Source organism: Aliamphritea ceti, assembly GCF_024347215.1.
Classification (GTDB): domain Bacteria; phylum Pseudomonadota; class Gammaproteobacteria; order Pseudomonadales; family Balneatricaceae; genus Amphritea; species Amphritea ceti.
Window position 1 is genome coordinate 1,680,064 of the sequence record NZ_AP025282.1, and the last position, 24,972, is coordinate 1,705,035.

20 protein-coding genes are annotated in these 24,972 nt (G+C 47.5%); 9 read left to right on the forward strand and 11 right to left on the reverse strand.

What is annotated here, in order from left to right; all coding sequences use genetic code 11:
• Position 1 precedes the first annotated feature (1 nt).
• The gene (locus tag OCU49_RS07680) at positions 2-1,963 is read left to right on the forward strand and encodes a RecQ family ATP-dependent DNA helicase (RefSeq protein WP_261844396.1); all 1,962 of its coding nucleotides are present in this window, start codon (positions 2-4) and stop codon (positions 1,961-1,963) included.
• A 370-nt stretch (positions 1,964-2,333) separates the two neighbouring features.
• On the opposite strand, the gene OCU49_RS07685 is transcribed toward OCU49_RS07680, so the two are convergent.
• Positions 2,334-2,984 (reverse strand): class I SAM-dependent methyltransferase, encoded by a 651-nt coding sequence (locus tag OCU49_RS07685; RefSeq protein WP_261844397.1) that lies wholly within the window; start codon positions 2,982-2,984, stop codon positions 2,334-2,336.
• A 140-nt stretch (positions 2,985-3,124) separates the two neighbouring features.
• Between OCU49_RS07685 and OCU49_RS07690 the strand changes: the two genes are divergently transcribed.
• The gene (locus OCU49_RS07690) at positions 3,125-4,024 is read left to right on the forward strand and encodes a LysR family transcriptional regulator (RefSeq protein ID WP_261844398.1); all 900 of its coding nucleotides are present in this window, start codon (positions 3,125-3,127) and stop codon (positions 4,022-4,024) included.
• A gap of 362 nt (positions 4,025-4,386) precedes the next feature.
• Here OCU49_RS07690 and OCU49_RS07695 read toward each other — a convergent pair whose 3' ends face one another.
• The 3 genes from OCU49_RS07695 to OCU49_RS07705 form a co-directional block, all read right to left on the reverse strand.
• Positions 4,387-4,968: a restriction endonuclease gene (locus OCU49_RS07695; RefSeq protein WP_261844399.1), complete on the reverse strand. Its 582-nt coding sequence runs from the start codon at positions 4,966-4,968 to the stop codon at positions 4,387-4,389.
• A 340-nt stretch (positions 4,969-5,308) separates the two neighbouring features.
• The gene (locus tag OCU49_RS07700) at positions 5,309-6,172 is read right to left on the reverse strand and encodes an aminotransferase class IV (protein ID WP_261844400.1); all 864 of its coding nucleotides are present in this window, start codon (positions 6,170-6,172) and stop codon (positions 5,309-5,311) included.
• A gap of 532 nt (positions 6,173-6,704) precedes the next feature.
• Positions 6,705-7,601, reverse strand: coding sequence for a LysR family transcriptional regulator (locus OCU49_RS07705; protein ID WP_261844401.1), 897 nt, complete (start codon positions 7,599-7,601; stop codon positions 6,705-6,707).
• Between the two features lie 126 nt (positions 7,602-7,727).
• Between OCU49_RS07705 and OCU49_RS07710 the strand changes: the two genes are divergently transcribed.
• Positions 7,728-8,213 carry a GNAT family N-acetyltransferase gene (locus OCU49_RS07710; protein WP_261844402.1) on the forward strand — a complete coding sequence of 162 codons (486 nt, stop codon included), beginning with the start codon at positions 7,728-7,730 and terminating at the stop codon, positions 8,211-8,213.
• Positions 8,214-8,621: 408 nt separating this feature from the next.
• On the opposite strand, the gene OCU49_RS07715 is transcribed toward OCU49_RS07710, so the two are convergent.
• Positions 8,622-9,797 (reverse strand): TauD/TfdA family dioxygenase, encoded by a 1,176-nt coding sequence (locus tag OCU49_RS07715; protein ID WP_261844403.1) that lies wholly within the window; start codon positions 9,795-9,797, stop codon positions 8,622-8,624.
• Between the two features lie 91 nt (positions 9,798-9,888).
• Between OCU49_RS07715 and OCU49_RS07720 the strand changes: the two genes are divergently transcribed.
• From OCU49_RS07720 to OCU49_RS07745, 6 genes are all read left to right on the forward strand, one after another.
• On the forward strand, positions 9,889-10,494 hold the full coding sequence (locus OCU49_RS07720) for a TetR/AcrR family transcriptional regulator (protein WP_261844404.1): 606 nt from the start codon (positions 9,889-9,891) through the stop codon (positions 10,492-10,494).
• Between the two features lie 38 nt (positions 10,495-10,532).
• On the forward strand, positions 10,533-11,054 hold the full coding sequence (locus OCU49_RS07725) for an RNA methyltransferase (RefSeq protein WP_261844405.1): 522 nt from the start codon (positions 10,533-10,535) through the stop codon (positions 11,052-11,054).
• Between the two features lie 84 nt (positions 11,055-11,138).
• Positions 11,139-12,494: a DUF2252 family protein gene (locus OCU49_RS07730; protein WP_261844406.1), complete on the forward strand. Its 1,356-nt coding sequence runs from the start codon at positions 11,139-11,141 to the stop codon at positions 12,492-12,494.
• Complete coding sequence (locus OCU49_RS07735; protein ID WP_261844407.1) at positions 12,495-13,016, forward strand: DinB family protein; 522 nt, start codon at positions 12,495-12,497, stop codon at positions 13,014-13,016. It begins immediately after the preceding gene.
• Positions 13,017-13,046: 30 nt separating this feature from the next.
• Positions 13,047-13,397, forward strand: coding sequence for a GFA family protein (locus OCU49_RS07740; protein WP_261844408.1), 351 nt, complete (start codon positions 13,047-13,049; stop codon positions 13,395-13,397).
• On the forward strand, positions 13,394-13,900 hold the full coding sequence (locus OCU49_RS07745; protein WP_261844409.1) for a GNAT family N-acetyltransferase: 507 nt from the start codon (positions 13,394-13,396) through the stop codon (positions 13,898-13,900). The genes OCU49_RS07740 and OCU49_RS07745 overlap by 4 nt, the downstream gene beginning before the upstream one ends.
• A 202-nt stretch (positions 13,901-14,102) precedes the next feature.
• Here OCU49_RS07745 and OCU49_RS07750 read toward each other — a convergent pair whose 3' ends face one another.
• The 6 genes from OCU49_RS07750 to OCU49_RS07775 form a co-directional block, all read right to left on the reverse strand.
• Positions 14,103-16,835, reverse strand: a complete 2,733-nt coding sequence (locus tag OCU49_RS07750) for a nitrate reductase (RefSeq protein WP_261844410.1) — start codon at positions 16,833-16,835, stop codon at positions 14,103-14,105.
• Positions 16,836-16,888: 53 nt separating this feature from the next.
• On the reverse strand, positions 16,889-17,275 hold the full coding sequence (nirD, locus tag OCU49_RS07755) for a nitrite reductase small subunit NirD (RefSeq protein ID WP_261844411.1): 387 nt from the start codon (positions 17,273-17,275) through the stop codon (positions 16,889-16,891).
• Between the two features lie 2 nt (positions 17,276-17,277).
• The gene (nirB, locus tag OCU49_RS07760; protein WP_261844412.1) at positions 17,278-19,857 is read right to left on the reverse strand and encodes a nitrite reductase large subunit NirB; all 2,580 of its coding nucleotides are present in this window, start codon (positions 19,855-19,857) and stop codon (positions 17,278-17,280) included.
• 42 nt (positions 19,858-19,899) lie between these two features.
• Complete coding sequence (locus OCU49_RS07765) at positions 19,900-21,207, reverse strand: NAD(P)/FAD-dependent oxidoreductase (protein WP_261844413.1); 1,308 nt, start codon at positions 21,205-21,207, stop codon at positions 19,900-19,902.
• Between the two features lie 327 nt (positions 21,208-21,534).
• Complete coding sequence (locus tag OCU49_RS07770; RefSeq protein WP_261844414.1) at positions 21,535-23,325, reverse strand: bifunctional protein-serine/threonine kinase/phosphatase; 1,791 nt, start codon at positions 23,323-23,325, stop codon at positions 21,535-21,537.
• A gap of 63 nt (positions 23,326-23,388) precedes the next feature.
• Entirely contained in the window at positions 23,389-24,873 is a 1,485-nt protein-coding gene (locus OCU49_RS07775) for a NarK family nitrate/nitrite MFS transporter (protein WP_261844415.1), read from the reverse strand.
• Between the last annotated feature and the right edge of the window lie 99 nt (positions 24,874-24,972).

Sequence of the window (24,972 nt, forward strand, 5' to 3'; positions counted from 1 at the left end):
GATGGATACGCAGGGAGCGTTGCAGCAATATTTCGGTTTTAATCAGTTTCGTCCCGGGCAGCAGCAGACAGTCGATCAGTTGTTGCAGGGGCACTCCAGTCTGGCAATCTTTCCAACAGGCTCAGGTAAATCACTCTGTTATCAGCTCAGTGCGTTACAGCTGCCGCATCTGACTTTAGTCGTTTCCCCACTGTTAGCGTTAATGAAAGATCAGCTGGCCTTTCTTGACGCTAAAGGCATTCCCGCTGCGCGAATTGATTCTGGCATGAGCTTTGAAGAAAATCGCCAGGTAATGGCAGACGCCCGCAGTGGCAAGTTAAAGATTCTTATGGTGTCGGTTGAGCGTTTTAAGAATGAACGCTTTCGTCAGTTTATTGCTGCAATTCCGTTATCGATGCTGGTGGTTGATGAAGCCCACTGTATCTCTGAATGGGGTCATAACTTCCGGCCGGATTATCTTAAATTGCCGGTGTATCGCGAAGCTTTGAATATTCCGCTGGTATTACTGTTAACGGCCACAGCGACAGAGCAGGTTAAGGCCGATATGGCGGCTAAATTTTCGATACAACCAGAACATATCGTGCAGACGGGGTTTTACCGTGCAAATTTGGATCTGAGTGTCTGGCCTGTGAGTGACCAGCAACGTAACGGACGCTTGCTGGACGCACTGGGGCAGGCATCAGGCCCGGCTGTTGTTTATGTAACACTGCAACAGACTGCTGAAAAGGTGGCTGATTTTCTGCGTCAGAAGGGTTTAAATGCTGCGGCTTATCATGCGGGTTTTAAGGATGATCAGCGCCAACAGGTACAAGATGATTTTATGGCCGGGCGCTTACAGATAGTCGTAGCGACTATTGCGTTTGGCATGGGTGTAGATAAATCTGATATTCGCTGCGTCGTGCATTATGACCTGCCTAAATCTATCGAAAACTACAGTCAGGAAATTGGCCGTGCCGGCCGGGACGGTCAACCAAGCCGCTGCATAGCACTGGGCAATCTGGATGGCATAAATACGGTCGAGAACTTTGTCTATGGCGATACTCCTGAACCGGAAGGTATTGCGTATGTGCTTGAAGATATAGCCAGTAATATTAATGCCGAAGGTAACTGGGAAGTACAATTATTATCACTGGCAAACAGCAGTAATATTCGTCAGCTGACGCTGAAAACCTTGTTAGTGCAGTTAGAACTTAATCAGGTTATTCAGGCGAAGTCTGTGTATTTCGCTGAATTTAAATACAAGTTTCTGCAAGATCAACAGCAGATACTCGAACGCTTTAATGGTGAACGCCGGGCATTTTTACAGGCTTTGTTCAGCCACACTCCGTTTAAGCGGATATGGGGTGAACTGGATATGCAGAGTTTATTGCAAAGTTATGGCGGTGATCGTGACCGTGCGGTTAAAGCACTGGAATATCTCAGTGAACAGCAATTAATTGAATTACAGAGCCGTGGTGTAACAGAAGTGTTTGGCGTTAATCAGTCTGCATTGTTACAGCCAGAGCTTGGGACAAACTTACAAGCTTATTTTGCTGATAAGGAACAAAAAGAGATTGCCCGGATTGCTGCGCTGGTGGGCTTTTTCGAAGAAACTCGCTGTCTTAGCCATCAACTTGCGGAATATTTTGCAGATTATCAGGCACCGCAGATCTGCGGACACTGTTCAGTATGTCGACATGAACCGGCGAAACTGTCGTACTCATGGGATGTAAGTTGTCCGGAAGCAGAGCAGTTGGAGTGTTGGCTCCAGACATTGGCAACCAAATTGGAAACGGCTAACTCTCCGGGTGATATTCGATTGTCGTTACCTTTAGCATGCCGTTTTCTGGCGGGTATCAGTGTGCCGGTGTGGACGAAAATTAAAGCCAGGCAACTGCCAGGCTACGGCAGTTGTGAAAGCATGCGTTATGCGGATATTTCGCAATGGGTTGCGGGAATTGTTGCCAGGATTAACGCCCAATAACGGAATTCAGAGAAGGTTCTGTCAGAAATTCAGATAGTAAAAAGCCGGCATTTGCCGGTTTTTTTGTAAGTGCTTACTATCGGTTCAGTGTATTAATCAGGCTTTATATGATGGTGACCACTGAAGACAGGAAGTGCATTTTGATATAACTCAGTGAGTTAGTATGTTCCGCTTATGTTGCTGAAGTTAGAAATCTATTGAGTAGTTATTTTCTGTGAGTTGGATCTATGTCAATTAATCCCAGCTAAGAATGTCTGCTTTGTGCCAAAAGCGGACACTTTCATGGATTGAAACTGATGGTTCTTCATGCACCCTAAAGCTATCGTACATAGATAGGCCATTCATCCATTAGGCGTGATTGTATTGGATATTATTGTGCCTGAAGTATCTTCTTAGCCACAACAAAATAACTAGACGCACCCTCATATACTTCTTCGGTCTTGAGCTTTTGAAACCCCCCATTCTCCAGTAATTTATCTACATCAGATCTTCTGTATCTTCTTATAGAAATGGGGATAATTCCGACTCTAGATAATATGCTTACTAATAACATCTGCATGCTTACTAGAAGAGACTTTCTATCTTTCAAGCAAGGAGTTGCAGTAATGAATACCCCATCATTTTTCAATAAATCATGAATTCTTGAAATGACATTCTGAGGACTGTTTACGGTATGAAGCATATTGAAGGCTAGTATCACATCAAATGATTCTTTCTTATACCTGTTATCAAATATGGTCGATTGCTCGAAATCTACATTCTCAACATTATTTTCAGCCGCTTTATTTTTTGCTATCTCAATCATCTCAGATGATATATCGAGTGCATGAACCTCTTTTACCAGATTAGAAAGTTCACAGGATGCTGTACCTGTCCCACACCCATAATCTAATACGATATCGTTGATTTTAAGGTAGTTTTTAGTGCTTTCTCTGGTTTTATCATGAATGTATTCAAAGCGCTCTTCTGACTTATCGTAGTTCTTTGAAGCCTTATCCCAGAATTCTTTCGCTTTATTCATAACTTGCACCGACTATAGGTTCTTGAGCTTTAGCGAGGTATGTAGAGGTCGAAACTCATTGACTTTTGAACTCATGTTATCCGTATTTTATCAATGCTATTATGAATAGATACGGACGATTTTGAATAACAGGTATTCATATGGGAATAGATTGGAAGGCTGTAGATTTTGATTGGAACCGAGCCAGAGCTTTTCTTGCCACAGCGGAACTAGGCTCTCTCTCAGCAGCAGCCAAGGCTTTAAATTGTTCTCAGCCCACCTTGAGTAGGCAGGTAAATGCGCTAGAAAGAGAGTTAAAAGTAGTCTTATTCGAACGTGTCGGTAAAGGTTTAGAGCTAACACCCAGCGGAGTTGAGTTACTGGAGTGTGTAAGAAACATGGGTAATGCTGCCTCTCATTTCTCAATCGTGGCCTCAGGGAAATCAGAATCATTAGAAGGATCTGTGTGTATTAGCGCATCAGAAATCATGGCTGTTTATGATTTACCTCCAATAATTTCAAAGCTAAGAAAGATTGAACCCAAAATCACTATTGAAGTAATTGCATCTAATACGAGCAGTGATTTAAAGAGAAGAGAAGCAGATATTGCTTTGAGAGCCTATCGTCCTACTCAGCCTGACTTGATTGCCAAAAAAATCAGAGACGATGATTTTTTTCTTTATGCCGCGACAAGTTATCTGGAGACTAATGGAAACCCTACAGTGATAGATGACTTAAATAGTGCGGACTTTATAGGAATACCTGAAACTCAGAAGGTTATCTCGATATTAAATCAACGAGGCCTTGATCTTACATCAGATAACTTTCCTGTTATTACGGGAAACCATACCGTTTATTGGGAGCTAGTTAAGCAAGGAGCGGGTATCGGTTTTATTCAAGAGAAATTAGGTAAAACAGAAAGCAGGGTTGAGAAAGTGTTACCTGCATTAGGAGCATTCTCTAGTGAGCTTTGGCTTGTTACTCACCGTGAACTCAGGACTAACAGGAGAATTCGGCGAGTATTTGACTTCCTTGATGATGAATTAGCGCAGAATAAATAGTCAGGTACGCTATATATGATGCATCCTTAAATGTCCGCTTTGTGTCGTTAGCGGACCCTCAAAGGAGGAGCAGATGTGTCCGCTTTTGGCACAAACCAGACATGTCAGCCAAATACTTCAGTACACTTTTATTAATGCAGTTATATAAATTGGCTTGGCGCTTTTGCTTCAATTTGAAGCAAAATCAATAAAAAAGAAGAGATGCCCACAGGCCGCGAGCCAGTTGAATCAGAGCGATTCATTTTTCAACTAACAGGGAAGTTTCTCAGCGGCAAAATTACGCATAGGTATTTCACACCGTAACTGAGGCTCAAATGAGTCCCGTAAGCTTCGGAGTTTCAAAGAAATTCCCCGTTTATTATTCAGCTAATCTTTGCCTTGCCATCAAACAGCGTTGCTAATCTACTCGATTCAACTAACTCAATATTATGCTCTTGCGCATAATTACGGGCGGCGTCGGAAATTTCACCTAAGGTCACGTAGAGGAATCCAGTTGCTTCGATATTTTGTCCTGCGGCAACTAATAGTTTCAAAGGCTCTATTCCAGTATTCGCTGCTTTGAATCGCTTACTGCACAGCAATAGTTTTCTGCTTCCGTAGGTTAGTTCCAAATCAGCGCCATTACCCTTAAACGCGCTAGACTCGTAGCCTCTTTTTATATAATTCGCGGCTATTTTCTCAGAGATGATTCCAGCCGACATTTTTTTAGCTTGCTGAACAACGTCCAATACCTGCTTTTGTGAAGGTTGTTGAAGCTGCTTGTAGCAAGCAATTGCGCCTATTATCAGAAATGGCAATGAAGCTGTGACACTCAAAACCGCATATTTTGCATCTGTAAGAGCCAGGCTGACCACCAGAATAAACAGACCAATTGATACGCTATACCACCAGCTGGATCGCAACAACACTGCAAACAACGATCCTTTAGCCATTTTAAACGCCATAGATAGATTACCTTTTGAATTCTGTTACCCGTTTGACGGGGCCGATGATAAGTAGCTGAAATTTGCAGCCGTATATTAGCATTTTCCTAAATCTCTGAGGCATCCAAAAAGATATTTAATCAACATCTGAATCGACCAGTCTTTAGCAGAGACCTTGTAACATTATTGTGTATCCCATCATTTCACGTTATCAGGGATCAGATAATAAAAAAGCGAGTACTGTGTTAGCAGTACTCGCTTTTTAGAAGGTTCTTAAGAAGTTGATTGCCAACTTTAATGGTCAGTTTCCAACTTCAATGTCACGGTATCCAACTTGAATAGCCGTGATCAGTAGTCGAACTTAGTAGTCGTACTTAGACGCAGTATAGATAGCGAAAGCTTTTTCCCAGATCTCGCCAACTTCACCGTTACCTACAGGCTGGCCGTCCAGCTTAGTAACAGGTGCGATTTCTTTAGAAGAGCTGGTGATCCACAGTTCGTCAGCATTACGGACTTCGTCCATAGTGATGTTGCGTTCTTCAATCTTCAGAGAACCGTCAGCTTTAATGCTGTCGATGATAATGCGACGGGTGATACCCGGCAGAATCTGGTTGTCCTGGATTGGAGTGATGATCACGCCATCTTTAACGATGAAAGCGTTACAAGAGCTACCTTCAGTTACCAGGTTGTCTGCGTTGTACAGCAGAGCTTCGTCGCTACCAGTAGAGTAACCTTCCTGGAAGTGCATTACGTTACCCAGCAGTGCAGTAGACTTAATGTGGCAACGCTGCCAGCGCAGATCTTCTGTGCTTACCAGGCTGTACTGAGTAACTTTAGTACGGTCAACTGGCTCAGGCGTTTTAATCGCGAAGCAGAAGCAGAAGATTGTTGGTTCAACGCCTTCCGGGTAAGGGTGGTAACGCTTAACGTCAGTACCGCGGGAAATGTGAACGTAAACGCCCAGGTTCTCACCCATGTCGCTGTTACGGGCAACCAGGTCGTCAAGCAGTGCTTTCCAGCCATCAATTGTATTGCTGTTCTTGATCTCGATAGCCGCCAGGCCATCAGCCATACGGTTAAGATGAGGCATCAGACCTACAGATTTGCCGTTATAGTACGGGATAACTTCATAGATACCGTCACCAAACAGGAAACCACGGTCCAGTGGTGAAATACGGGCTTCTGCCAATGGCTGGTATTCACCGTTTAAGTAAGCAATGCTCATGTTAACTTTCCTCTCAAACTATAATTCTGTGGGGGCATATCCCCGCCGACCTTCCTGTGGGTAAGGTTCGACAACGTCCTGACACGTTATAGGGTATGCCTGGATAAACCTGGCAAAGGCAAGTACCAGCTAGCTATCAACCAGCTAAATTGCTCAAGCATTACGCGTATCCTGTTTCCTCATTACTTTTCAGTAATCCAGGATCGCTGTGCAATTGCGGCCTTAACAGGTTGCGTCAGACTCTGACGCCTCCTAAGTGATACTGTAGGCCTGTGGTCGCGAGACGACCGGGAATGAATAGCTACAGATCAAGGGCAGTGCTTCAGTTTAGCTTGTGACTGTATACCGAAGACAGAACTACCATCATACTTTTTGAGTGCGCAGCAGTGTGTTTGAAAAATGCATATCTTTCAATAGGTAAAAAAACTTCAGAATATAATGCTGTCGCAATGAGTTTTTTAGAATTTTATTCTGTGTAAATTGCGAGTTTAGAGAAAACGCCTGTTGTAAATGCCTGTATTTGCTGTCTGAGTCAGGTGCTTAAAACGCTATCGCTCATGATCTCCCTGCTACTGTTGGCAAGTAGCTGCGGAAGGATGCGATCGTCGTCTAAACGCCAGCTACAGTTAAAACTCAGAGCCGGGGCAGCTTGATCGATGTGCAGTTCAACCAGTTGTTTTTCATCAAGTAACTGTCGCACGATAGGTTCAGGCATCAGGGCAACGCCGATACCCTGTGACACCATAGTTAATAAACTGGCAACTGAACTGCAGGTATGAAATACCGGTGCGTCATCATGAAAACTCTGGAACAGTTGCTGCAGATAATCCCATGGCCGGGTTTCCCGGGGGAAACTGAGTACAGGATAATTCACCAGATCAGCAACTGAGCGGATGTTGGCGTCGCCGATCAATCCCGGTGCGGCTACCCAGCATTGCGGATAGCTACATAAAGGCTCACTGACCAGCTCAGGTATATTGTTCTGATCGGCTACCATCAGGGCCAGGTCCAACTGATAATTCTTGAGCTGTTTGACCAGTGTTGGCGAAACATCACTGATCAGCTCAAAAGACATTAATGGATACTGTGCCTGCCAGTGCTGTAATAAAGGCGATAACCAGAGATGGGCGAGCGTGTCAGCAATGCCAATTCGCAGATTACCCCGTTCAGGCGCATCTTCACGAATCTGCTGTTTCATCTCCTGACTGATGGCAATCAGCTTTTCTGCATAAGGCAGTAACTGAACCCCTCTGGGGCTTAACCGGGTACCGCTTTTATCGCGGATGAACAGCTGAGCGCCGAGCTCATTTTCTAATGCAATAATGCGCGCAGAAATCGCCGGTTGAGTGGCATGCAGGTGCTGGGCCGCAGCATGAAAGCTGCCGAGCCGTGCGACTTTAACGAAAGTATTCAGGTTACGTATGCGCATGGTTACTCAGTGCATCGGACAGATGGCTGGCAGTATGCCATTATCATGCAGCTGATAGAAGGTCGGCTGATTCTTGTGAATTGGAAAGAGGGTTGTGGAATATCCATTTAACCGGGAGGAAAGGGAATGACAACGTTATCCGTAAGGGAAGCGGTGAAAGAAGATGCCGGGTTGATTTTGAGCTTTATCCGGGATCTGGCCCGTTATGAAAAAGCTGAACATTGTGTACTGACAGATGAACAACAGATTGCTGCCAGCTTGTTTGCAGAAGGTGCGAATACAGCGGGTTTAGTTTGTCTGGCAGATGGTCAGGCGGTTGGATTTGCGGTGTACTTTTATAATTACTCGACCTGGCTGGGGCGAAAAGGGCTGTATCTGGAAGATCTGTATGTGGCACCTGAGTTTCGCGGTATAGGTGCGGGTAAATTTCTCCTACAACAGCTTGCCCGACAGGCAGTCGCTGAAGGTTGCGGCAGGTTCGAATGGTCGGTTCTGGACTGGAATCAGCCAGCGATAGATTTCTATGAATCTATAGGCGCGGTTGCTCAGAGTGAGTGGATAGGATATCGGCTGGAAGGTGAAAGGCTGACGCGTTTTGCTGAACAGGGTTGAGTTATCACTTACATCAGATGGAGTGAAACAGGCGATGAGTGCGGAGATATACACGTTAGTTACTGTGGTATGGGGGATATCTGTTACTTTCCTGGGTGTTATGTATATAGCTTGCTGGTTAGCTGCTGTATTTCATTGTAAGGACCGGTTTATATTACTAATTCCATTTTGGTTTTTTATGCATAATTCCTTCGATGATGAAGGAATATCTATTTGCCGGAGAGCATTTAAAATATCTTTAGTGGGAGGGGTAGTGTTCTTTCTAGGGGTTGCGTTTGGTTTTCTTCGTTGAACTTTAATATGTCTGGTCGATAGAACTGAATATAGAAAGTTCTTAGTACTGTAAGTAAAACAGGCAGTTGTACAGCTGCCCGTTTTATTTTGCTACTCAAGCTTTGGTGTACAGAATTAATCAGTTGTAATTGTAAACTCTGCCACCGGATGCTGTTTGCGTAGCACTCTATAGGCACTGCGCAATTCGCCGCGGTCTACATAGCAGCCGCGCAGATGACGTTCACCGCTGCCAGCTGCAAACTCGGCACGGCCATGGGCGATACGGTGGTTATCGAAGACAATACATTCGCCGGCATTCAGACGGAAGCGCATCAGGAAGCGGTTATCCTGCAGCATGTGTCCGAAGGTACGGAAAGCCGGGTAGAACTTATCCAGAGTTGCCTGTGGCAGGTCAAATACATCACTCAGGTGCTGGCTGTAGTTAATGCCGCTGACTTCACCGTTGTTTGGGTCGATTTCGATGATCGTCTGACGGGCACGTACATCCTGATGATCAGTGGTGTAACGGAATGGCACACTGACGGTAGATAACAGTTCGAAGTATTCTGGATGCTGATCGCGCAGGGCGTTGGCCACACTGGTAGCATCAACAAACAGGCTGTCGCCACCGTCCGCATCATTTACCCGGCAATGCAGGAATTGAATGCCCGGGGCGAGTTCTTCCGGAGGCAGGTCAGTGTGTAGCTCCAGTGCTTTGCTGGTGTAAGCGAGATTTTCCGGATTCTTTTTAGATTTCACATCAAAATGATAGCCGGAGAAAGAAGGGCGCACTGTGCCAATTAGTTCGCAGGTTTCCTGCAGGCCTTCATTGCTGTTAGGCATGTCTGTAATCAGGGCTACACCTTCATCCAGCATTGCTTCCAGCCAGTCGGCTACTTTTGCCGGATTATTCATCAGTTCAGGCTGGCTGAAACGGGCCATTTGTGGGTAATGTTCCGCATACCATGAACGGCGGGCACGTATTGCGATATCACCATGGCCTTGTCCCTGATGCCAGTTTTCCAGCCAGTTCAGTTTATAGCGGCTTTGATGTCCGCAAGGCCATAGTATTTGCAGAGCGTCAGCTTCAACCATTGCTGTTGCTGGCTGAAGATTGTCTGGCTCAGCAAGAATGTCGAAAGTACGCTCCTGGGTTTCACTGTCCCATGAACTGCTGCAGTTATCCCGCAGCCAAAAATAGTTAAAGTAGGCTTGCTGGCCGTTAATGTTTACAAATAAACCGTTTTGCTGCAGTTCAACAGCAGCGCTGGCAGGCATGTGGATATGCAATTCAGCAGAGTTTGTAAGCATGACTGTATTCCGAAGTATGGTATGGGTTGTGACGTTTTTGACAAAGCATTGTCGGTTTGATTTTTATATTATCACGGTAATGTAAAAAATAATGTATAGTCTGTCAATGCCTAAAATAGTCGATCATGAACAACGCCGTGAAGCCATTGCTAAAGCGGCCAGTAAAGTAATTGCCCACCGCGGACTTGAAGCCACTAAGCTGACTGATATCGGCCGCGAAGCCGGGGTCACAACAGGGGCTATCCGTCATTACTTTGAAGATAAGGAAGCGGTGTTAATAGCAGCGCTTGAATATGCCTTTACCGGCAGTGTTAACCGTATGCTGGTGCAGGCTGAGCACCAGCCTTATCAGTTTGACCGGGTTCTGATGCAAGTGCTGCCTACCGATGAGGAAGGGCGGGGCATGGTTTCTGCCTGGCTGATCTTCTGGGGACGCTCTCTGACTGAGCCGCGTTTGGCAGAGCATCAGATTGGCGTGCATAACCGCTGGATTGAACTGGTGCAGCAACAGCTGGCTATTCACTGCGAACAACAGGGGCTGGAACTAAAAGAACCGCCACTGGATGTCGCTGAGGCCTTGACGGCGCAGATTAATGGTCTGATGATTCGTACTCTGATCGCCCCGGATGACTGGTCTGCACTGCGGCTGCATAAATTGCTAAGTGATTATTTGCGCCAGTCGGGGTTAATGCCCTAGCTCTTCTGATTAGAGCACGCTGTGAGTTTTGTATTTTTATGAAAAAAGCCTCTGCCCGAATTGGCCTGACGAATCCTAAATCGCCAACCAATGTTGGTGCCGTTATGCGTGCCGCCGGATGTTTTGAAGCTGATGCTGTGTATTACACCGGTGAGCGCTATGAGCGCGCTGCCCAGTTTCACACTGATACTAAGTCAGTGAGTCAGCGAATCCCCCTGACAGGTGTCGAATGTTTGTTAGATGTTATGCCTCAGCTTGATGATGATACTCAACTGGTATGTATTGATCTGGTAGAAGGCGCTGTTTCCCTGGCTGAGTTTGAGCATCCTGAAAATGCTTTTTATATATTTGGTCCTGAAGATGGCAGCCTGAGTCAGTCTGTCGTAGATCGTGCAGATGCGGCGGTTTATATTCCTACTGTAGGTTGTCTGAATCTGGCAGCGACTGTTAATGTGGTGTTGTATGACCGGCAGGCAAAACGTGGTGCTGCCAAGTCTGGCGATGCGCTGATTCGCAGCAGCCGGGACCGAAATAACAGCGTGAGCTTTAACGCTGAATAATCTCACACAATGATTGTGTAATGCCCATCTACGGATAGCAGTGAGAATTGCTGGCGGAAGCAGGGCTCTATCAACGGACAGAATATGACGTTAGCTGAAAACCGCTCTGCATGGCTTGAAACTGAATTAACCCGGGTTGACGGTCAATCTCCCCGGGAGACGGAAACCGCGCCTTTAGGTAAGCATCTGAAGATGGCGGGAAATCCTTTTGTGTTTTTACGCGGCGCTGCGCAGCTTTTTTATGCGGATATTAATGCTGGCTATCTGAATTTACCTGAAGCTCTGTATACGTTGCCTAAAACCCACATCATGGGTGATTGCCATACTTCCAACTTTGGTTTTTTTACTGAAGAAGGCTCCCACGGCGACAGAGTTGTATTCGCCCCAAATGATTTTGATGATGCCTGTGTCGGACATGCTGTCTGGGATTTAGCCCGTTATGCGGTAAGTCTGGTGTTATGTGCGGATTATTGCCGGGGCTTATCGGAGGGTACGTACCAGCCTAAAGAGGCCGGGGAGAAAGACTATACCGGCAAAGCCAGTGTCAAAGCCGGTTCGGCTGAGCAGGCGGTTCGTCAGTTTCTGAAAGGCTATCAGCAGCGCTGTGAAATGCTGATTGCCAGCCCGGATTATCATCAACAGGTTCTGACAGATTTCCCGGACGATCATATTCTCAGCAAGCCGTTTCATAAAGCGAAAGCGCGGGCAGCAGGCGGTGCTGATTTTCTGTTCAAAAGCTCACTGGCCAAAGCTGTAGATGTGGATGCCGAAGCGCTGCGTTTTCGTGACCGTGCCGATAAGTTTAAGCGTTTAAATGCTGATGAATATGCAGCACTTGAGCAGGCATTCGCACCTTATATGGATGATCAGGTGCTGGATATTGTTGCCCGTCTGGATGCCGGTACAGGCTCAGTCAATATGTCCCGTTATTACTTGTTAGTTGGTCCTGCGGATTATCAAGGGCAGCAGGATCTGAACCTTTGCCATATTGTTGAAGTGAAACAGCAACGCAAAGCTGCCCCCTTATTTTACTTTACTGACCTGAGTCCGGTTAACCGTTTGAACCCTGCACATCTGACGCTCGAATGTCAGCGTCGGATGCAGCGTTTTCCTGACTTGATACTGGATGAAGCTGAGTATGGCGGTGGGCATTGGCTGGTCCGTTCCCGTCATCATGCCAAAGTTGGCCTCGATCCGGAAAATGTCGCCCTGGGAAAAAAGGCCCGCAAAGGCGGATTTGAAGAATATGCAGCTACCTGCGGTCATGCATTGGCGCTGGCTCATGGCAGGGGAGACCGGCGCTCTGTCCGCTATGAGCAAGCTGTTGTTAAATTACTGCCAGAGCAAACGGATGCATTTGTGACCGCATGTCTGGAGTATGCGCAGCAAGCTAAGGATGACTGGCGTTTACTGAATCAGATGTTAGGGCAGGAGGTTTAAATGCTGACAGATAATTACCGTCTGATGGCGGAATACAATCACTGGATGAATAGCAAGTTGCTGGATGCTGCCAGTCAGCTTTCTTCTGCTGAACTTAAACGTGACAGCGGTGCCTTTTTTAATTCAATAATGGGCACTTTTAATCACCTGATGGTGGGCGATATTATCTGGTTACAGCGCTTTGCTGAACATCCGGCCAGTGATGTGCTGAACAGCGTCAGGGATATTCAGCGGCCAGCTACTTTAAGCCAGATGTTACACGATGATTTGTCGCAGCTATCTCCTCAGCGCCGGCAACTGGATAAAATGATCTGTGAATTCTGTAGTCAGTTAAACGATGCTGATCTGATGCTTGAGCTGGAATATAAAAATACCAAAGGGATCGCATTTAAACGCCGTTTTGCGTATTTGCTGCAGCATTTTTTCAATCATCAGACCCATCATCGGGGACAGTTGACTACACTGTTTAGCCAGCGTGGTGTTGATGTGGGTGAAACTGATTTACTCGGTGTTATGCCCTGACGAATCGCTTTTTATAAAGGAGCTGATGTTATGCAATATACAGGTTCATGCCATTGTGGCGATGTGACGTTTGAGTTTGAAGCACCACAAATTGACGGTGGGGTGAAATGTAACTGTTCGATCTGCACCAGGAAAGGGGCTGTTATGTCGAATTTCCTGCTACAGGCTGATCAGCTGAAAATTACAGCTAAAGCAGACGCACTGAGCTTGTACCAGTTTGGCACTATGGTCGGTAAACATTATTTCTGTAGTCGCTGTGGTATTTATCCTTTTCATGAAACTTTGCGTGCGCCGGGATCTTTCAGGGTGAATCTTAACTGTGTTGAAGGCGTTGATGTTAATCACCTGTCGCTGGATATGTTTGACGGCAAATCCCTTTGATCGTTTTAAATCCTGGCTCAGACATAGATTTAGATTCAGATTTACAAAAAGTTACAATTTCCCAGGCTTCAGCGACTGATGCTCAGGATGTTGCCCGGTTAGTAGCAGCGTTACTGCTGGAGTTGGAACCTCAGGCGAAGGCCGAGTTAGCGGCAATGCGGATACCTGAACAGGCGAAAAGCTTGCTGGCGGATCAGTTAATCTACGCCTTTATTGCCCGCTTGGCGGATGAAGCAATAGGTGTTATTACCTTGCATCGCTGCGCAGCTTTATATGCTGGTGGCGTATTCGGTGAAATTTCTGAATTGTACGTGTTACCTGAATACCGCTCACTAAAACTGGGTAAACAGTTGGTGAATCATGCCGTGAAATTTGCAGCGGCGCAGGGCTGGCAGCGGCTGGAAGTAGGCGCACCTCCGTTAGCTGAATTTTCCCGAACACAGCAGTTTTATGAAGCCAATGGTTTTATCTGTACAGGGCAGCGGTTACGTAAGTTGGTTTGACTTTTTAACCTCTGAAAGCAACCACCGTTTATCGGTGGTTTTTTGTTTCTGCAGTTCTTTGGCTGTAGGTCTCAATCGAGATGAAACACGCTGGTAAGTTTCTGTTGTTGCTGGGCAAGATTAGATAATACTTTCCAGTGTGGAGGTTGGCGAACTGTATATAGTGTCTCCCTGATAATGCTGTACTAAATATTGGTAAGGGTTAACAGCAAGCCATCGGCATTGTTTTTGAGTTGTTACGAACAAGGTCTTTTATTTCCGGCAGGCATGAACCGCAGTTACTGCCACATTTGAGTTTTTCCGTTAGTTCTTCGACGTTAGTACACCCTGCTGATAGGGCTTCACGAATACAGTTCTCACCCACCTGAAAACAGCTGCAAAGTATTTTACCTTTTTCTTTTCCCGCTGTGGCTGGTCGGCCTGCAAGTATCATCTGCCGTTGCGCGCCTGGTTTTATCTGTGCTCCCAGTTGCTGTTGTAGCCATTGATAGTTGAGCACTGGAGGAACCGGTGCGGTAAAGAATGCCGTTTCTAAAATGTGATCATTGAAACTGGCCAGACGAAAGTGTTTATTATTAGCAGAACTCATGATGAGCTGGTCATCGTTGAGTTGTAGAGATTCTTCGAACCAGCTTTGCCAGTTTTCTGGCTGTTGGCTGCCTGCCAGCATGTAACGGTAGCCTTGCTCGCAGGGGATCTTACACCAGTATTCGCAAGCCGGTGGTGTTAGCGCATTGCGGGATATCAGACTGCCATACCAGGCTGCGGCAAAAGGTTTAATGCTGATAGCGGCCTGTTTAAGTTCAGGTTGCCCGGAAAGCGGATCACTATAAGCAGGAAACAGGCTGCAGACACTGGCCCTGGACGCGTATTGCTGATTCCAGTGGATAGGCATAAAGGCCTGTCCGGGTTGCTGGTCATCATTCAGAACGACTCTGACAATACAGCTGCCATAGCTATTGCTGATAAGTGCCAGGGACTGGAAGCCCAGTTCGAGTGTGGCTGCATCATCAGGATGCAGGTTGATGAACGGCTCCTCAGTATGTGTCACTAGCTGTGGCGCTTTCGCTGTTCGGGTCATTGTGTGCCACTGATCACGGATACGCCCGGTGTTAAGCATGAAAGGATATTCTGCAGAGCAGCTTGCCTGTGGGAGCTGGGGGCTGATGCCTGTTAGCCGGGCGCGGTTGTTGGGGGTTACATAAACACCGTTGCTAAACAGGCGCTTGCTGCTTGAGTCGGGTGCCTGATCGTATTTAGGGTTGTTAATAACCGGCCATTGGCGGGGAGTGACGTTGTCGTATGCAGTATCGCTCAGTCGCGAAAGTCCGCTGATGTTGAACAGGCGGTATTTGCCTTTATCTGAATTTCTAAAGCCGGATAACGCTGCATGTTCACGGAAAATGCTGGCTTGATTGTCAAAGTTGAAGGCATCTGAAAAGCCCATTTTGTCTGCTACATCACAGATAATTTGCCAGTCGTGCCGGGCTTCACCTGGTATAGGTAAAAACTGACGCTGACGGGATATCATTCGTTCCGAGTTAGTCACTGTACCGTCTTTTTCGCCCCAGCTGGTTGCCGGTAGCAGTACGTTTGCGCAGTCGGTGGTGTCAGTGCTGGCGACACAGTCGGAAACAACGACTAATGGACAGTTCTTTAATGCCTCAGTGACAAAGTTGTTGTTCGGCATGCTGACCGCCGGGTTCGTGCCCATTATCCAGATGGCTTTGATCTCGTCACGGTGCAGGGCGCTAAACATATCAATCGCTTTCAGGCCTTCCTGGCGGGCAATTGTTTTGGTTTGCCAAAAGTCTGCAACATTTTGAATAGCGTCTGGGTCGGAAAAGTCGATATGTGCTGCCAGCTGGTTAGCAAGCCCGCCAACTTCACGTCCTCCCATTGCGTTTGGTTGCCCTGTGATGGAGAAAGGCGTCGCGCCTGGTTTACCTATTTTTCCACTAGCCAGGTGACAGTTAATGATGCTGTTGGCTTTATCGACGCCACTACTGGACTGATTGATGCCCTGAGAAAACAGGCTGACACAGCGGGCTGTTGTGGCAAAGAGATCGAATACTTTGCGTAAGGCTGCTTCATCTAATGCACATTGCTGAGCTGTATCTGTCAGGCTGGGTGCAGTAGTCATCGCCTGTTGAAGGCAGTTTTGAAAGCCTTCTGTATGGGCATTGATGTATTCATGATCAAGACTGTTGGTGCGGACAAGATGTGCCAGCAGGCCATTAAACAGAAAGCCATCGCTACCGGGTGCGATGGCCAGATGAACGTCGGCAATGTCACAGGTGGCAGTTCTGCGTGGGTCAATGACCACTATAGTCATTTCCGGGCGGCTCTGCTTCGCAGCTACTATGCGTTGGTAAATTACCGGGTGAGTCCAGGCAGTATTGGCTCCGATAAGCAGCAGTAAGTCTGCCTGCTCTATGTCGTCATAGCAGCCGGGTACAATATCTGCACCAAAAGCCCGTTTATGAGCGGTGACCGCTGAAGACATGCAGAGCCTGGAATTAGTATCGACATTGGCAGAGCCGATAAAGCCTTTCATGAGTTTATTGGCGACATAATAGTCTTCGGTCAGCAATTGACCTGAGAGATAAAAAGCCACTGCATCCGGACCATGCTCTGCGATGATCTGGCTAAATTGTGTAGCAACAAAGTCTGTGGCTGTTTCCCAGTCGGTAGTTCTGCCATTGATTTGAGGTGTCAGTAACCGGTCTTCGTGATCAAGCGTATCTGCAAGACTGGCCCCTTTAACGCAGAGCCGGCCCTGATTGGCAGAGTGGTGAAGGGTACCACTGATGGATACTGCCGGAATTTGTTGGCTATTGTCGCTGGGCTGAGAATACGTGGCAGTAACGCCGCAGCCAACACCACAGTAAGGGCAGGTTGTTTCTGTCTGGCGGGGCTGTCGGGCGCAGTTCATTGATCTCTCCTGTTTATTAAATGGTTAATTACGTGAGTATTAAGCGCGATTAGCTAAGGAGCTGATATTTCGACTTTTGTGCCGGTAACACGTGCTGGCCAGCTGCGAATGCTGTGCTGTTCTTCTGTCAGGCAACGCCCGGTGCGCAGACAGAAATGCTGTTTATAGAGAGGCGAAGCAACCACCAGCTCGTCACCATGGGCTGCAATCAGACCACGGGATAAAACGTTTGCTTTGCCGATAGGGTCGTAGTTATCAATGGCGAAAACACTGTTGTCTTCAGGCAGATAGAAAATAGCGATCTGCTGATCTCTGACTAATGCACAGATACCCGCGTTGGCCACCAGATCAGAGATATGGCAGATCGTTTGCCAGTTTTGGGCTATTTCTTGTTGGGTAACCGGTGTTATGTGTGTTGTTTGAGTTGAATTGACTGACATGATCAGGCGCTCCGGTCGGAAATGATGTTGATGGCTTCAGCTTTTATCGGTGATATCTGCTGGCGTATTTCTTCAAAACGAATGTTGTTGTCAGGGGTGTCGCTGTTAACAAAATGCCGGAAACGTTTCAGTGCCTGAGGGTCCTGAAGTGTGGTTTTCCATTCACACTGATAACTGCCGATTACCTGCTGCATTTGCTGCTCCAGCTCTGCGCCAATATTTAAACTGTCGTTGATGATGACGTCCTGCAGATAATTGAGACCGCCTTCCAGATTATCCATCCAGACGGAAGTACGTTGCAGGCGTTCAGCGGTTTTGATGTAAAACATCAGCAGCCGGTCGATGTATTGCAACAGAGTGGCCTTATCGAGATCGGTGGCGAACAGATCTCCATGACGGGGTTTCATACCACCGTTGCCACAAACATAAAGGTTCCAGCCTTTTTCAGTGGCGATAATACCGATGTCTTTACTTTGGGCTTCAGCGCATTCGCGGGTACAGCCGGACACGGCAAATTTGATCTTATGAGGGGAGCGTAAACCCTTGTAGCGATTCTCTACTTCAATTGCCAACCCAAGGCTGTCGTCGACGCCATAGCGGCACCAGCTACTGCCGACGCAGGACTTAACCGTACGCAGGGATTTACCGTAGGCATGGCCGGTTTCAAATCCCGCATCGACTAACCGTTGCCAGATAGGTGGAAGCTGTTCTAACCGGGCACCGAACAGATCAATACGCTGGCCGCCGGTGATCTTGGTATAGAGGTTATAATCTTTGGCAATCTGGCCGATGACGATGAGTCTATCCGGGGTGATTTCTCCACCGGGAATACGCGGAACGACTGAGTAGGTGCCATCTTTCTGCATATTGGCGAGAAAGGTATCGTTGGTGTCTTGCAGGCTGACGTGCTGATCTTCGAGAATATAATCGTTCCAGCATGAGGCTAGCATGGAGCCTATTGCCGGTTTACATATTTCGCAGCCCTGGCTCTGGCCTTTCCCATGAAGGTTAAAGAATTCACTAAAGCTACGAATGTTTTCTACCCGGATCAGGTTGTAAAGATCTTGTCGGCTGTATGCAAAGTGTTCGCAAAGATCGCGGTTTACGGTAACACCAATCGCTTCCAGTTCGTGGTTAAGTACATCAGTTACGAGAGCGGCACAGCCGCCGCAGCCGGTAGCAGCTTTAGTACTGTTTTTAACATCGCTGAGTGAACAGCAACCGTTGGCCACTGCTGATTTAACCGCACCTTTGCTGACATCGTGACAGGAGCATATCTGAGCACTCTCTGGCAGCGCCGCAACCCCTAATCCAGACTGTTCAGAACCGTCAGCTATGTAATGGGGCAGAATTAATGTGTCAGGATTGGCGGGCAGTTCGATACCGTTAAGCATGTATTGTAGCAAGCTGCCGTAATCTTCAGTGTCACCAACCATGATAGCGCCAAGCAGCTGTTTGTTGTCTGCCGAGACGATCAGACGTTTGTAGACTTCATTGTGTTCGTCGGTAAATGTGTAGCTGCGTGCGCCGGGTGTGCGGGCGTGAGCATCACCGATGCTGGCAACATCTACGCCCATGAGCTTGAGCTTGGTGCTTATATCGGCACCGGTAAAACTCATTGCGCCACCGATCAGATGATCAGCAGCTACTTTGGCCATTTGATAGCCCGGAGCCACCAGGCCAAAAATCTGCTGATTCCACAGCGCGCATTCACCAATGGCGTAGATATCAGGATCACTTGTCTGGCACTGATTATTGATCACTATGCCACCGCGTTCACCGGTTTCCAAAAGGCTACTCTTGGCCAGTTCGTCACGGGGGCGAATACCCGCAGAAAAGACAATCAGATCGGTTTCCAGCTGTTCCCCGTCAGCAAACTGCATGCAGTGAAAAGTCTCTTTACCGGCGCAGATCTGCTGGGTATTTTTATTTGTGTGTACCTGAACGCCAAGGGCTTCAATTTTATGCTGCAGCATGTCACCGCCGCCGGCGTCGAGCTGTACAGCCATCAGTCTTGGTGCGAATTCTACGACGTGCGTTTGCAGTCCCAGATCAGTAAGTGCTTTGGCGGCTTCCAGCCCCAGTAATCCGCCACCAATGACGACGCCGCTTTTGGCATTTACAGCTGCATCACGAATCAAGTGCAGATCATCCAGAGTGCGGTAAACCAGGCAGCGTTCTCTGTCATGCCCGGGAACAGGTGGTACAAAAGGGTAGGAGCCGGTGGCCAGAATGAGCTTGTGGTAATGCTGCTCTGTGCCAGCATCAGTTATCACTTTATGCTGGTGGCGATCTATTGCAGTGACTGTTTCTCCGGTAATGACGTTTAGTCCCCAGCTGGCATATTCCTCAGCATCACCAATGGCAAGATCTGCCTTAGTGGCACCTGAGAAATAGCTGCTCAGTTTTACCCGGTCATAGGCAAGATCATTTTCTTCGCAGTAAACAGTGACAGAAAAGTTTTGTAGCTGGTCGCTGTCGGCGAGGCTTTGTAAAAACTGATGGCCGACCATGCCGTTTCCTACCACGATAATCTGGGGTTTTAAGTGGGCAGAGGGTGTTGCAACTGTAGGCTGTGTCATTATTGGCTCCTGTGTTTCAAATGCTGTAGTGCCGCAGGTAAATTATGAGTTTTGGAAAGCGTGGGCAGCGCTTGTCTCTGGCTGTGTCGCTAGTGGTGTATGTAAATCTGAATTCGGTTTTTGGGTGCAGAATGATTCGCCAAATATCATGTCTGGTTGTAAATGGCTGATATCCTGTTGATTGTTGATGAGGTTGAAGTACCACTGGCCGTCACTGACGCCGCCATAAAGAATGACGCCGGTTAATTTCTTTTCTTTGAAAAACAGTTTCCTGTAAGTGCCTTGCTGAATATCTTCCAATCGCCAGGCGTCCGTATCAGGTGATTGCTCAGAAATATCTCCGGCAGAAAACAGGTCGATACCAGCGACTTTGAGCTGAGTGGCAGAAGGGCTAGGTTGGTAGTGTTGCTGGTGGTGTCCTTTAAGCTGAGCTGCGAGGGCTTTTGCCTGTTCCCATATAGGCGCGACCAGCCCAAAAGTATGTGGGCCGAGCTGACAGCATTCTCCCAGGGCATAGATATCACTGACGGATGTCTGTAGCTGGGAATTAACCAGAATTCCCTGTTGGCAATCCAGACCGCTGCTCAGTGCCAGCTGAATATTCGGTCGAATACCGATGGCGGTTACCAGCATATTTGTCTGAAGTTGTTCTCCGTTGCTGAGACTGATGTTGAGCTGTTGATCACTTATCTCTTCAATCTGCTCCATCTGGCAATTTGAGTGGGCAGTTATGCCTCGCTTGCGGAGTGTTGCCTGCAGAAGCGTAGCAGCAGTTTCATCAAGCTGACGGTTCATCAGCCAGGGGCCACGGTGAATGACGTCAACCTTTAAACCGGCTTTATTCAAACCATGAGCGGCTTCCAGTCCCAGTAATCCACCTCCAAGTATTACCGCACGTTCAGCTGTTTGGCTGCTTTTGAGAATCTGACTGACATCATTGAGAGTGCGGAACTGATGGATATGATGACTTTTGTTATGTCGGAGCGGCTCTGGTGTGACCGGAGAGGCGCCGGTCGCAAATACCAGTTTTTCGTATGCCAGATGGACACCGCTGGCGCTGCTGATGAAGCGATTATCGGTATCGATATGAATAACCGGGTCTTCTGTATAAAGCTGGATACGATGGCGGCTATACCAGCCTTTATTGTGGAGTTGTATGTCTGACTGTTGGCTCTCACCGGCAAGTACCGGCGAGAGTAAAATACGGTTGTACGCCAGTTGTGGTTCAGCACCAAAGATACTGATGCGGTATTCATGCCCGGCGTCGGCGAGTAATTCTTCCAGCAACCGGGTACCTGCCATGCCATTACCAATAATGACCAGGTGAGGTTTGACGGATGCTGTATACATAAATGGCTCCACTTCTTTGTTTTTAGCTAGCTGTCTTCAGATTACTGTCTTCAGATCAGTCGCACTGACAGGTATAAAAAAAGGCGCTCATCTGCCGGACTGGTGCAAGCCCGGTGGATGAACGCCTTTGTTCGTTTTAAGGTTGTAGATAGCGGCAGAGAAACTGTCAGTATCTGTTTATTAATATTGCAGACACTGTGCCAGATAGATATAAGCCTTTAAAAACAGTATGTTGAAGATTTGTTGGCGTTGTTGGATGGTATGGCTGCACCAAAGCGAGACAAGGCCGAAATGGTATTGCCTGTTATTGGTGCACTACTGTGTTACTTAACTGAGCGCGAGTAATACGAAGTTAGTGAATAACAACACACCACTCAGCGCTTGCCAGAACAGCAGTGGATTCCGACTCAGCAATGGCTGTTGCTCCAGTTGGCTTACCAGCTGAAGATTAGGTGTGCTGAAGTCATGGAGAAACTCGGAGAGTGCCTGATGACGCTCCGCAGGATCAGGCTTTAAAGCTTTTTGTAAGCAAGCTTCTATCCATGCTGGCAGGTCCGGACGATGCTGGCGGGCAGGGGTGTAGCTCAGTTGGCTATATTGCCTAAGCTGGTTATCTGCTTTTTGTAACTGACTATAAGGGTGTTTTCCAGTCAGCATTTCATAGCTGATGATGGCCAGTGAAAACAGATCAGAACGGCTGCTACCTGACTGGCCGAGCAGATATTCAGGGGCTGTGTAGCCGACCGAACCCTGTGGAACTGACTTGGTTAAAGGAGAGTAAAGTTCGTTTACGCCGGCAATCTGAACAGTACCGTAGTCAATGATTTTTACCTGGCCATCCTGGTTTATCATAATGTTTTCAGGCTTCAGGTCCTGATGGATAATACCTTGTCGCTGTAGGGCGCGGAGTCCTGAAATTGTCTGTCGTAATATCTGCCGTACTTCATGTATGGTGGGGAAGGGATGCTGGTCCATCCATTGGCGCAGATTCAGTCCTTCAATGTGCTCACCTATGTAGTAAAGAAAGGGTTTATCCGGCGCTGCATAAGTGCGCATCAGGTGAGCCTGTTGCACTGTCTGACCGGTCCATTCCTCGCGGATAAAGCCTTGCAGGTAATGTGGATCGTCAGCGAAGTTTAATGAGGGGGATTTAAGCACATAAGACTGACCGTCATGCAGGTTTTTTACTTTGTACATATGACTGCGGGTACCGCTGAAGACGATATCCAACACCTGATAGTGATCAATCTTCTGGCCAATGTTAAGTGCAGGAGGGATGGGAAGGTGGCTGAATGCCTGCTGGGCTTCTTTCTGAGTGATATCTGGTAACTGAGTGACGCTTACCAGCAAAGCGGTCAGGTTGTCTTTACTGCCTTGTTGCAGCGCTGTTTTGACCAGTATTCGGGCAATGTCTTCGAGTTGCGAGGCGGTGAATGACTCAGGCTGACTGTGTTGCTGAATGATCTGACTAATTTCGCTGTTGTCGAGATATTCATGAACGCCATCAGTTGTAAGCAGGATCAAATCGCCAGCCTGTAATGACTGACAGGAAAAGTCGACTTTCAGGTGCGGATCGGCACCTAATGCTCTGGCCAGATAGGTATGTTGCAGTTCAGTGTGTTGATGGTCTTCACTGAGTTGTTCCAGCCGGCCATTACGTATATGGCTGATCCGCGAGTCTCCCACATGCAAGGTATATAACGTTGTGGACTTGATGATTACCGCGGCAAAAGTTGTAAGCAGGCTGGGCTGCTCTGCGGCCTTATGCTGATAAAGCCAGCTATTGAGTGCGTTTAGTACCCGTGCACTGGATTGTTTAACGCTCCAGCTGTCAGGTGTTGAGAAATAATCCTGCATGAAGCTGGTCACGCTGGTGTGACTGGCGATAGCAGCGTCCGTACAACTACTGACACCATCGGCAATGGCTGCGGCTGCGCCTTTATAGGGCCGGCTGCTGTTATCTGGAAACGCCGCTGCAAAGGCATCCTGATTGACCGCTTTGACGCCGGCGCTGGAATAACCACCGAAACTAACCAGTAAGCCTTGTGAACGGGCTTTCCCGGGGAATGGCTGGTGGTCTGATAAGGTTTCTGGCATTTGGTCAGATGCTGTATTCATAGTTTTTAACTCAGATTTCAGCGCGTATCTGTAACCAGATACGCGTTGTTTCGGTTAGCTGGTTCAGGTCACACTGATCAGTTCAACACTGCCGTTCTCATCAACCTCTGCGATATGTCCTTTAGGTTCCTGCAGGAACATCAGGCTGATCAAACCAAGCACTGCTGTTGCTGAAATCACCATGAAGAAAACCTGGTATTCAACCAGTGAAAGTACCGTGAGATAGAAGACTGCACCGACGTTGCCGTAGGCACCTGTCATACCTGCAATCTGTCCGGTAAGACGGCGCTTTATTAGCGGCACGACGGCAAATACTGCTCCTTCGCCAGCCTGTACAAAGAATGAGCAAGCCATCGCTGTAATAACTGCCATTATCAGTGGCCAGCTACTGTCTATGCAGGCCATCAGAGCGTAGCCGGCAGCCAGACCTGTGGTCAGTATCAGCAGGGTTTTTTTACGGCCGAAACGATCGCTCAGCCAGCCGCCACCGGGACGCGACATAAGATTCATAAAGGCATAGGCTGATGCCAACAGACCGGCGACCACCATGTCGAGTGCGAAAACATCGGCAAAGAACAGTGGCAGCATGGAAACCACTGCTAATTCTGAACCGAAGGTAGCAAAATAAAGTACGTTCAGAACCGCTACCTGTTTAAAGTCATAGCGTTCATATTCAGGTACAGGCTGAGTAAACAGATGACGGTTAATGCGATACGCACTGTAGCAGTCGTAGATAAAGATAATCGTCAGTAGCAGATACATCAGATTACACAGCTGTTCGCTGAGCATGCTGACGCCGGCTGGTGAAAGTTTCCAGCTGAGTAATGCCAGGGCGGCATACATAGGCAGTTTCATTATTAGCAGCAGCCAGAAATCTTTGACACTTGAAACTTCCATGCCACCAATTTGCTTAGGTTTAAAGTAAGTTGCGCCTTTAGGTGTGTTGGTAACATTCAGGTACCAGAAAACACTGAAGCAAAGGCTGATAAAGCCGCTGAGTAATACAGCTATGCGCCAGCCTTCCAGTACTGTGAAGTGTTCAAGGCTAAAGAAGATAGCCATACCTGGCAGTAGCATGGCGGCTGCGGCTGAACCGAAATTTCCCCAGCCACCGTAAATACCTTCCGCAGTCCCCAGTTCATTGGCTGGAAACCATTCACTTACCATGCGTATACCAACGACAAAACCGGCACCGACAAAGCCGAGTAAAAACCGGGCGATAGCGGCATCCATAAAGTTTTCCGCCAGTGCGAACATAAAGCAGGGAATACTCGCCAGGGCGAGAATGCAGGCATAGACATTACGTGGGCCATATTTATCAGTCAGCATGCCGACGATCACTCGTGCCGGAATGGTCAGTGCAACATTGAGAATGAGCAGGGTTTTAATCTGTTCGCGGGTAAGGTTTAGCGAATCACCAATGACTGCCAGCAGGGGAGCATGGTTGAACCAGACAAAAAAAGTAATGAAAAAAGCGATCCAGCTGCAATGCAGAATCTTCATTTTCCCCTGCCAGGAGAAAATATTAAAACGGGTAGTAGCGTGCATAGTTGGCTCCTTAAAATGAAAAAAGGCGCTTAAAAAACCATGGCTAATACCAGTGGTTCTTTAAGCGCCTTTGCTTGAAGTAAATAAATTGTCGGGCAG

What these genes read in the sequence shown, in the direction of transcription:
- OCU49_RS07695 (WP_261844399.1), bottom strand. Translation starts at nt 4,968, where the DNA reads ATGGCGTTTAAAATGGCTAAAGGATCGTTGTTTGCAGTGTTGTTGCGA.
- OCU49_RS07740 (WP_261844408.1), top strand. Translation starts at nt 13,047, where the DNA reads ATGCAATATACAGGTTCATGCCATTGTGGCGATGTGACGTTTGAGTTT.
- OCU49_RS07730 (WP_261844406.1), top strand. Translation starts at nt 11,139, where the DNA reads ATGACGTTAGCTGAAAACCGCTCTGCATGGCTTGAAACTGAATTAACC.
- nirB (WP_261844412.1), bottom strand. Translation starts at nt 19,857, where the DNA reads ATGACACAGCCTACAGTTGCAACACCCTCTGCCCACTTAAAACCCCAG.
- OCU49_RS07765 (WP_261844413.1), bottom strand. Translation starts at nt 21,207, where the DNA reads ATGTATACAGCATCCGTCAAACCTCACCTGGTCATTATTGGTAATGGC.
- OCU49_RS07700 (WP_261844400.1), bottom strand. Translation starts at nt 6,172, where the DNA reads ATGAGCATTGCTTACTTAAACGGTGAATACCAGCCATTGGCAGAAGCC.
- OCU49_RS07750 (WP_261844410.1), bottom strand. Translation starts at nt 16,835, where the DNA reads ATGAACTGCGCCCGACAGCCCCGCCAGACAGAAACAACCTGCCCTTAC.
- OCU49_RS07710 (WP_261844402.1), top strand. Translation starts at nt 7,728, where the DNA reads ATGACAACGTTATCCGTAAGGGAAGCGGTGAAAGAAGATGCCGGGTTG.
- OCU49_RS07770 (WP_261844414.1), bottom strand. Translation starts at nt 23,325, where the DNA reads ATGAATACAGCATCTGACCAAATGCCAGAAACCTTATCAGACCACCAG.
- OCU49_RS07725 (WP_261844405.1), top strand. Translation starts at nt 10,533, where the DNA reads ATGAAAAAAGCCTCTGCCCGAATTGGCCTGACGAATCCTAAATCGCCA.
- nirD (WP_261844411.1), bottom strand. Translation starts at nt 17,275, where the DNA reads ATGTCAGTCAATTCAACTCAAACAACACACATAACACCGGTTACCCAA.
- OCU49_RS07705 (WP_261844401.1), bottom strand. Translation starts at nt 7,601, where the DNA reads ATGCGCATACGTAACCTGAATACTTTCGTTAAAGTCGCACGGCTCGGC.
- OCU49_RS07775 (WP_261844415.1), bottom strand. Translation starts at nt 24,873, where the DNA reads ATGCACGCTACTACCCGTTTTAATATTTTCTCCTGGCAGGGGAAAATG.
- OCU49_RS07715 (WP_261844403.1), bottom strand. Translation starts at nt 9,797, where the DNA reads ATGCTTACAAACTCTGCTGAATTGCATATCCACATGCCTGCCAGCGCT.
- OCU49_RS07720 (WP_261844404.1), top strand. Translation starts at nt 9,889, where the DNA reads ATGTATAGTCTGTCAATGCCTAAAATAGTCGATCATGAACAACGCCGT.
- OCU49_RS07690 (WP_261844398.1), top strand. Translation starts at nt 3,125, where the DNA reads ATGGGAATAGATTGGAAGGCTGTAGATTTTGATTGGAACCGAGCCAGA.
- OCU49_RS07680 (WP_261844396.1), top strand. Translation starts at nt 2, where the DNA reads ATGGATACGCAGGGAGCGTTGCAGCAATATTTCGGTTTTAATCAGTTT.
- OCU49_RS07685 (WP_261844397.1), bottom strand. Translation starts at nt 2,984, where the DNA reads ATGAATAAAGCGAAAGAATTCTGGGATAAGGCTTCAAAGAACTACGAT.
- OCU49_RS07735 (WP_261844407.1), top strand. Translation starts at nt 12,495, where the DNA reads ATGCTGACAGATAATTACCGTCTGATGGCGGAATACAATCACTGGATG.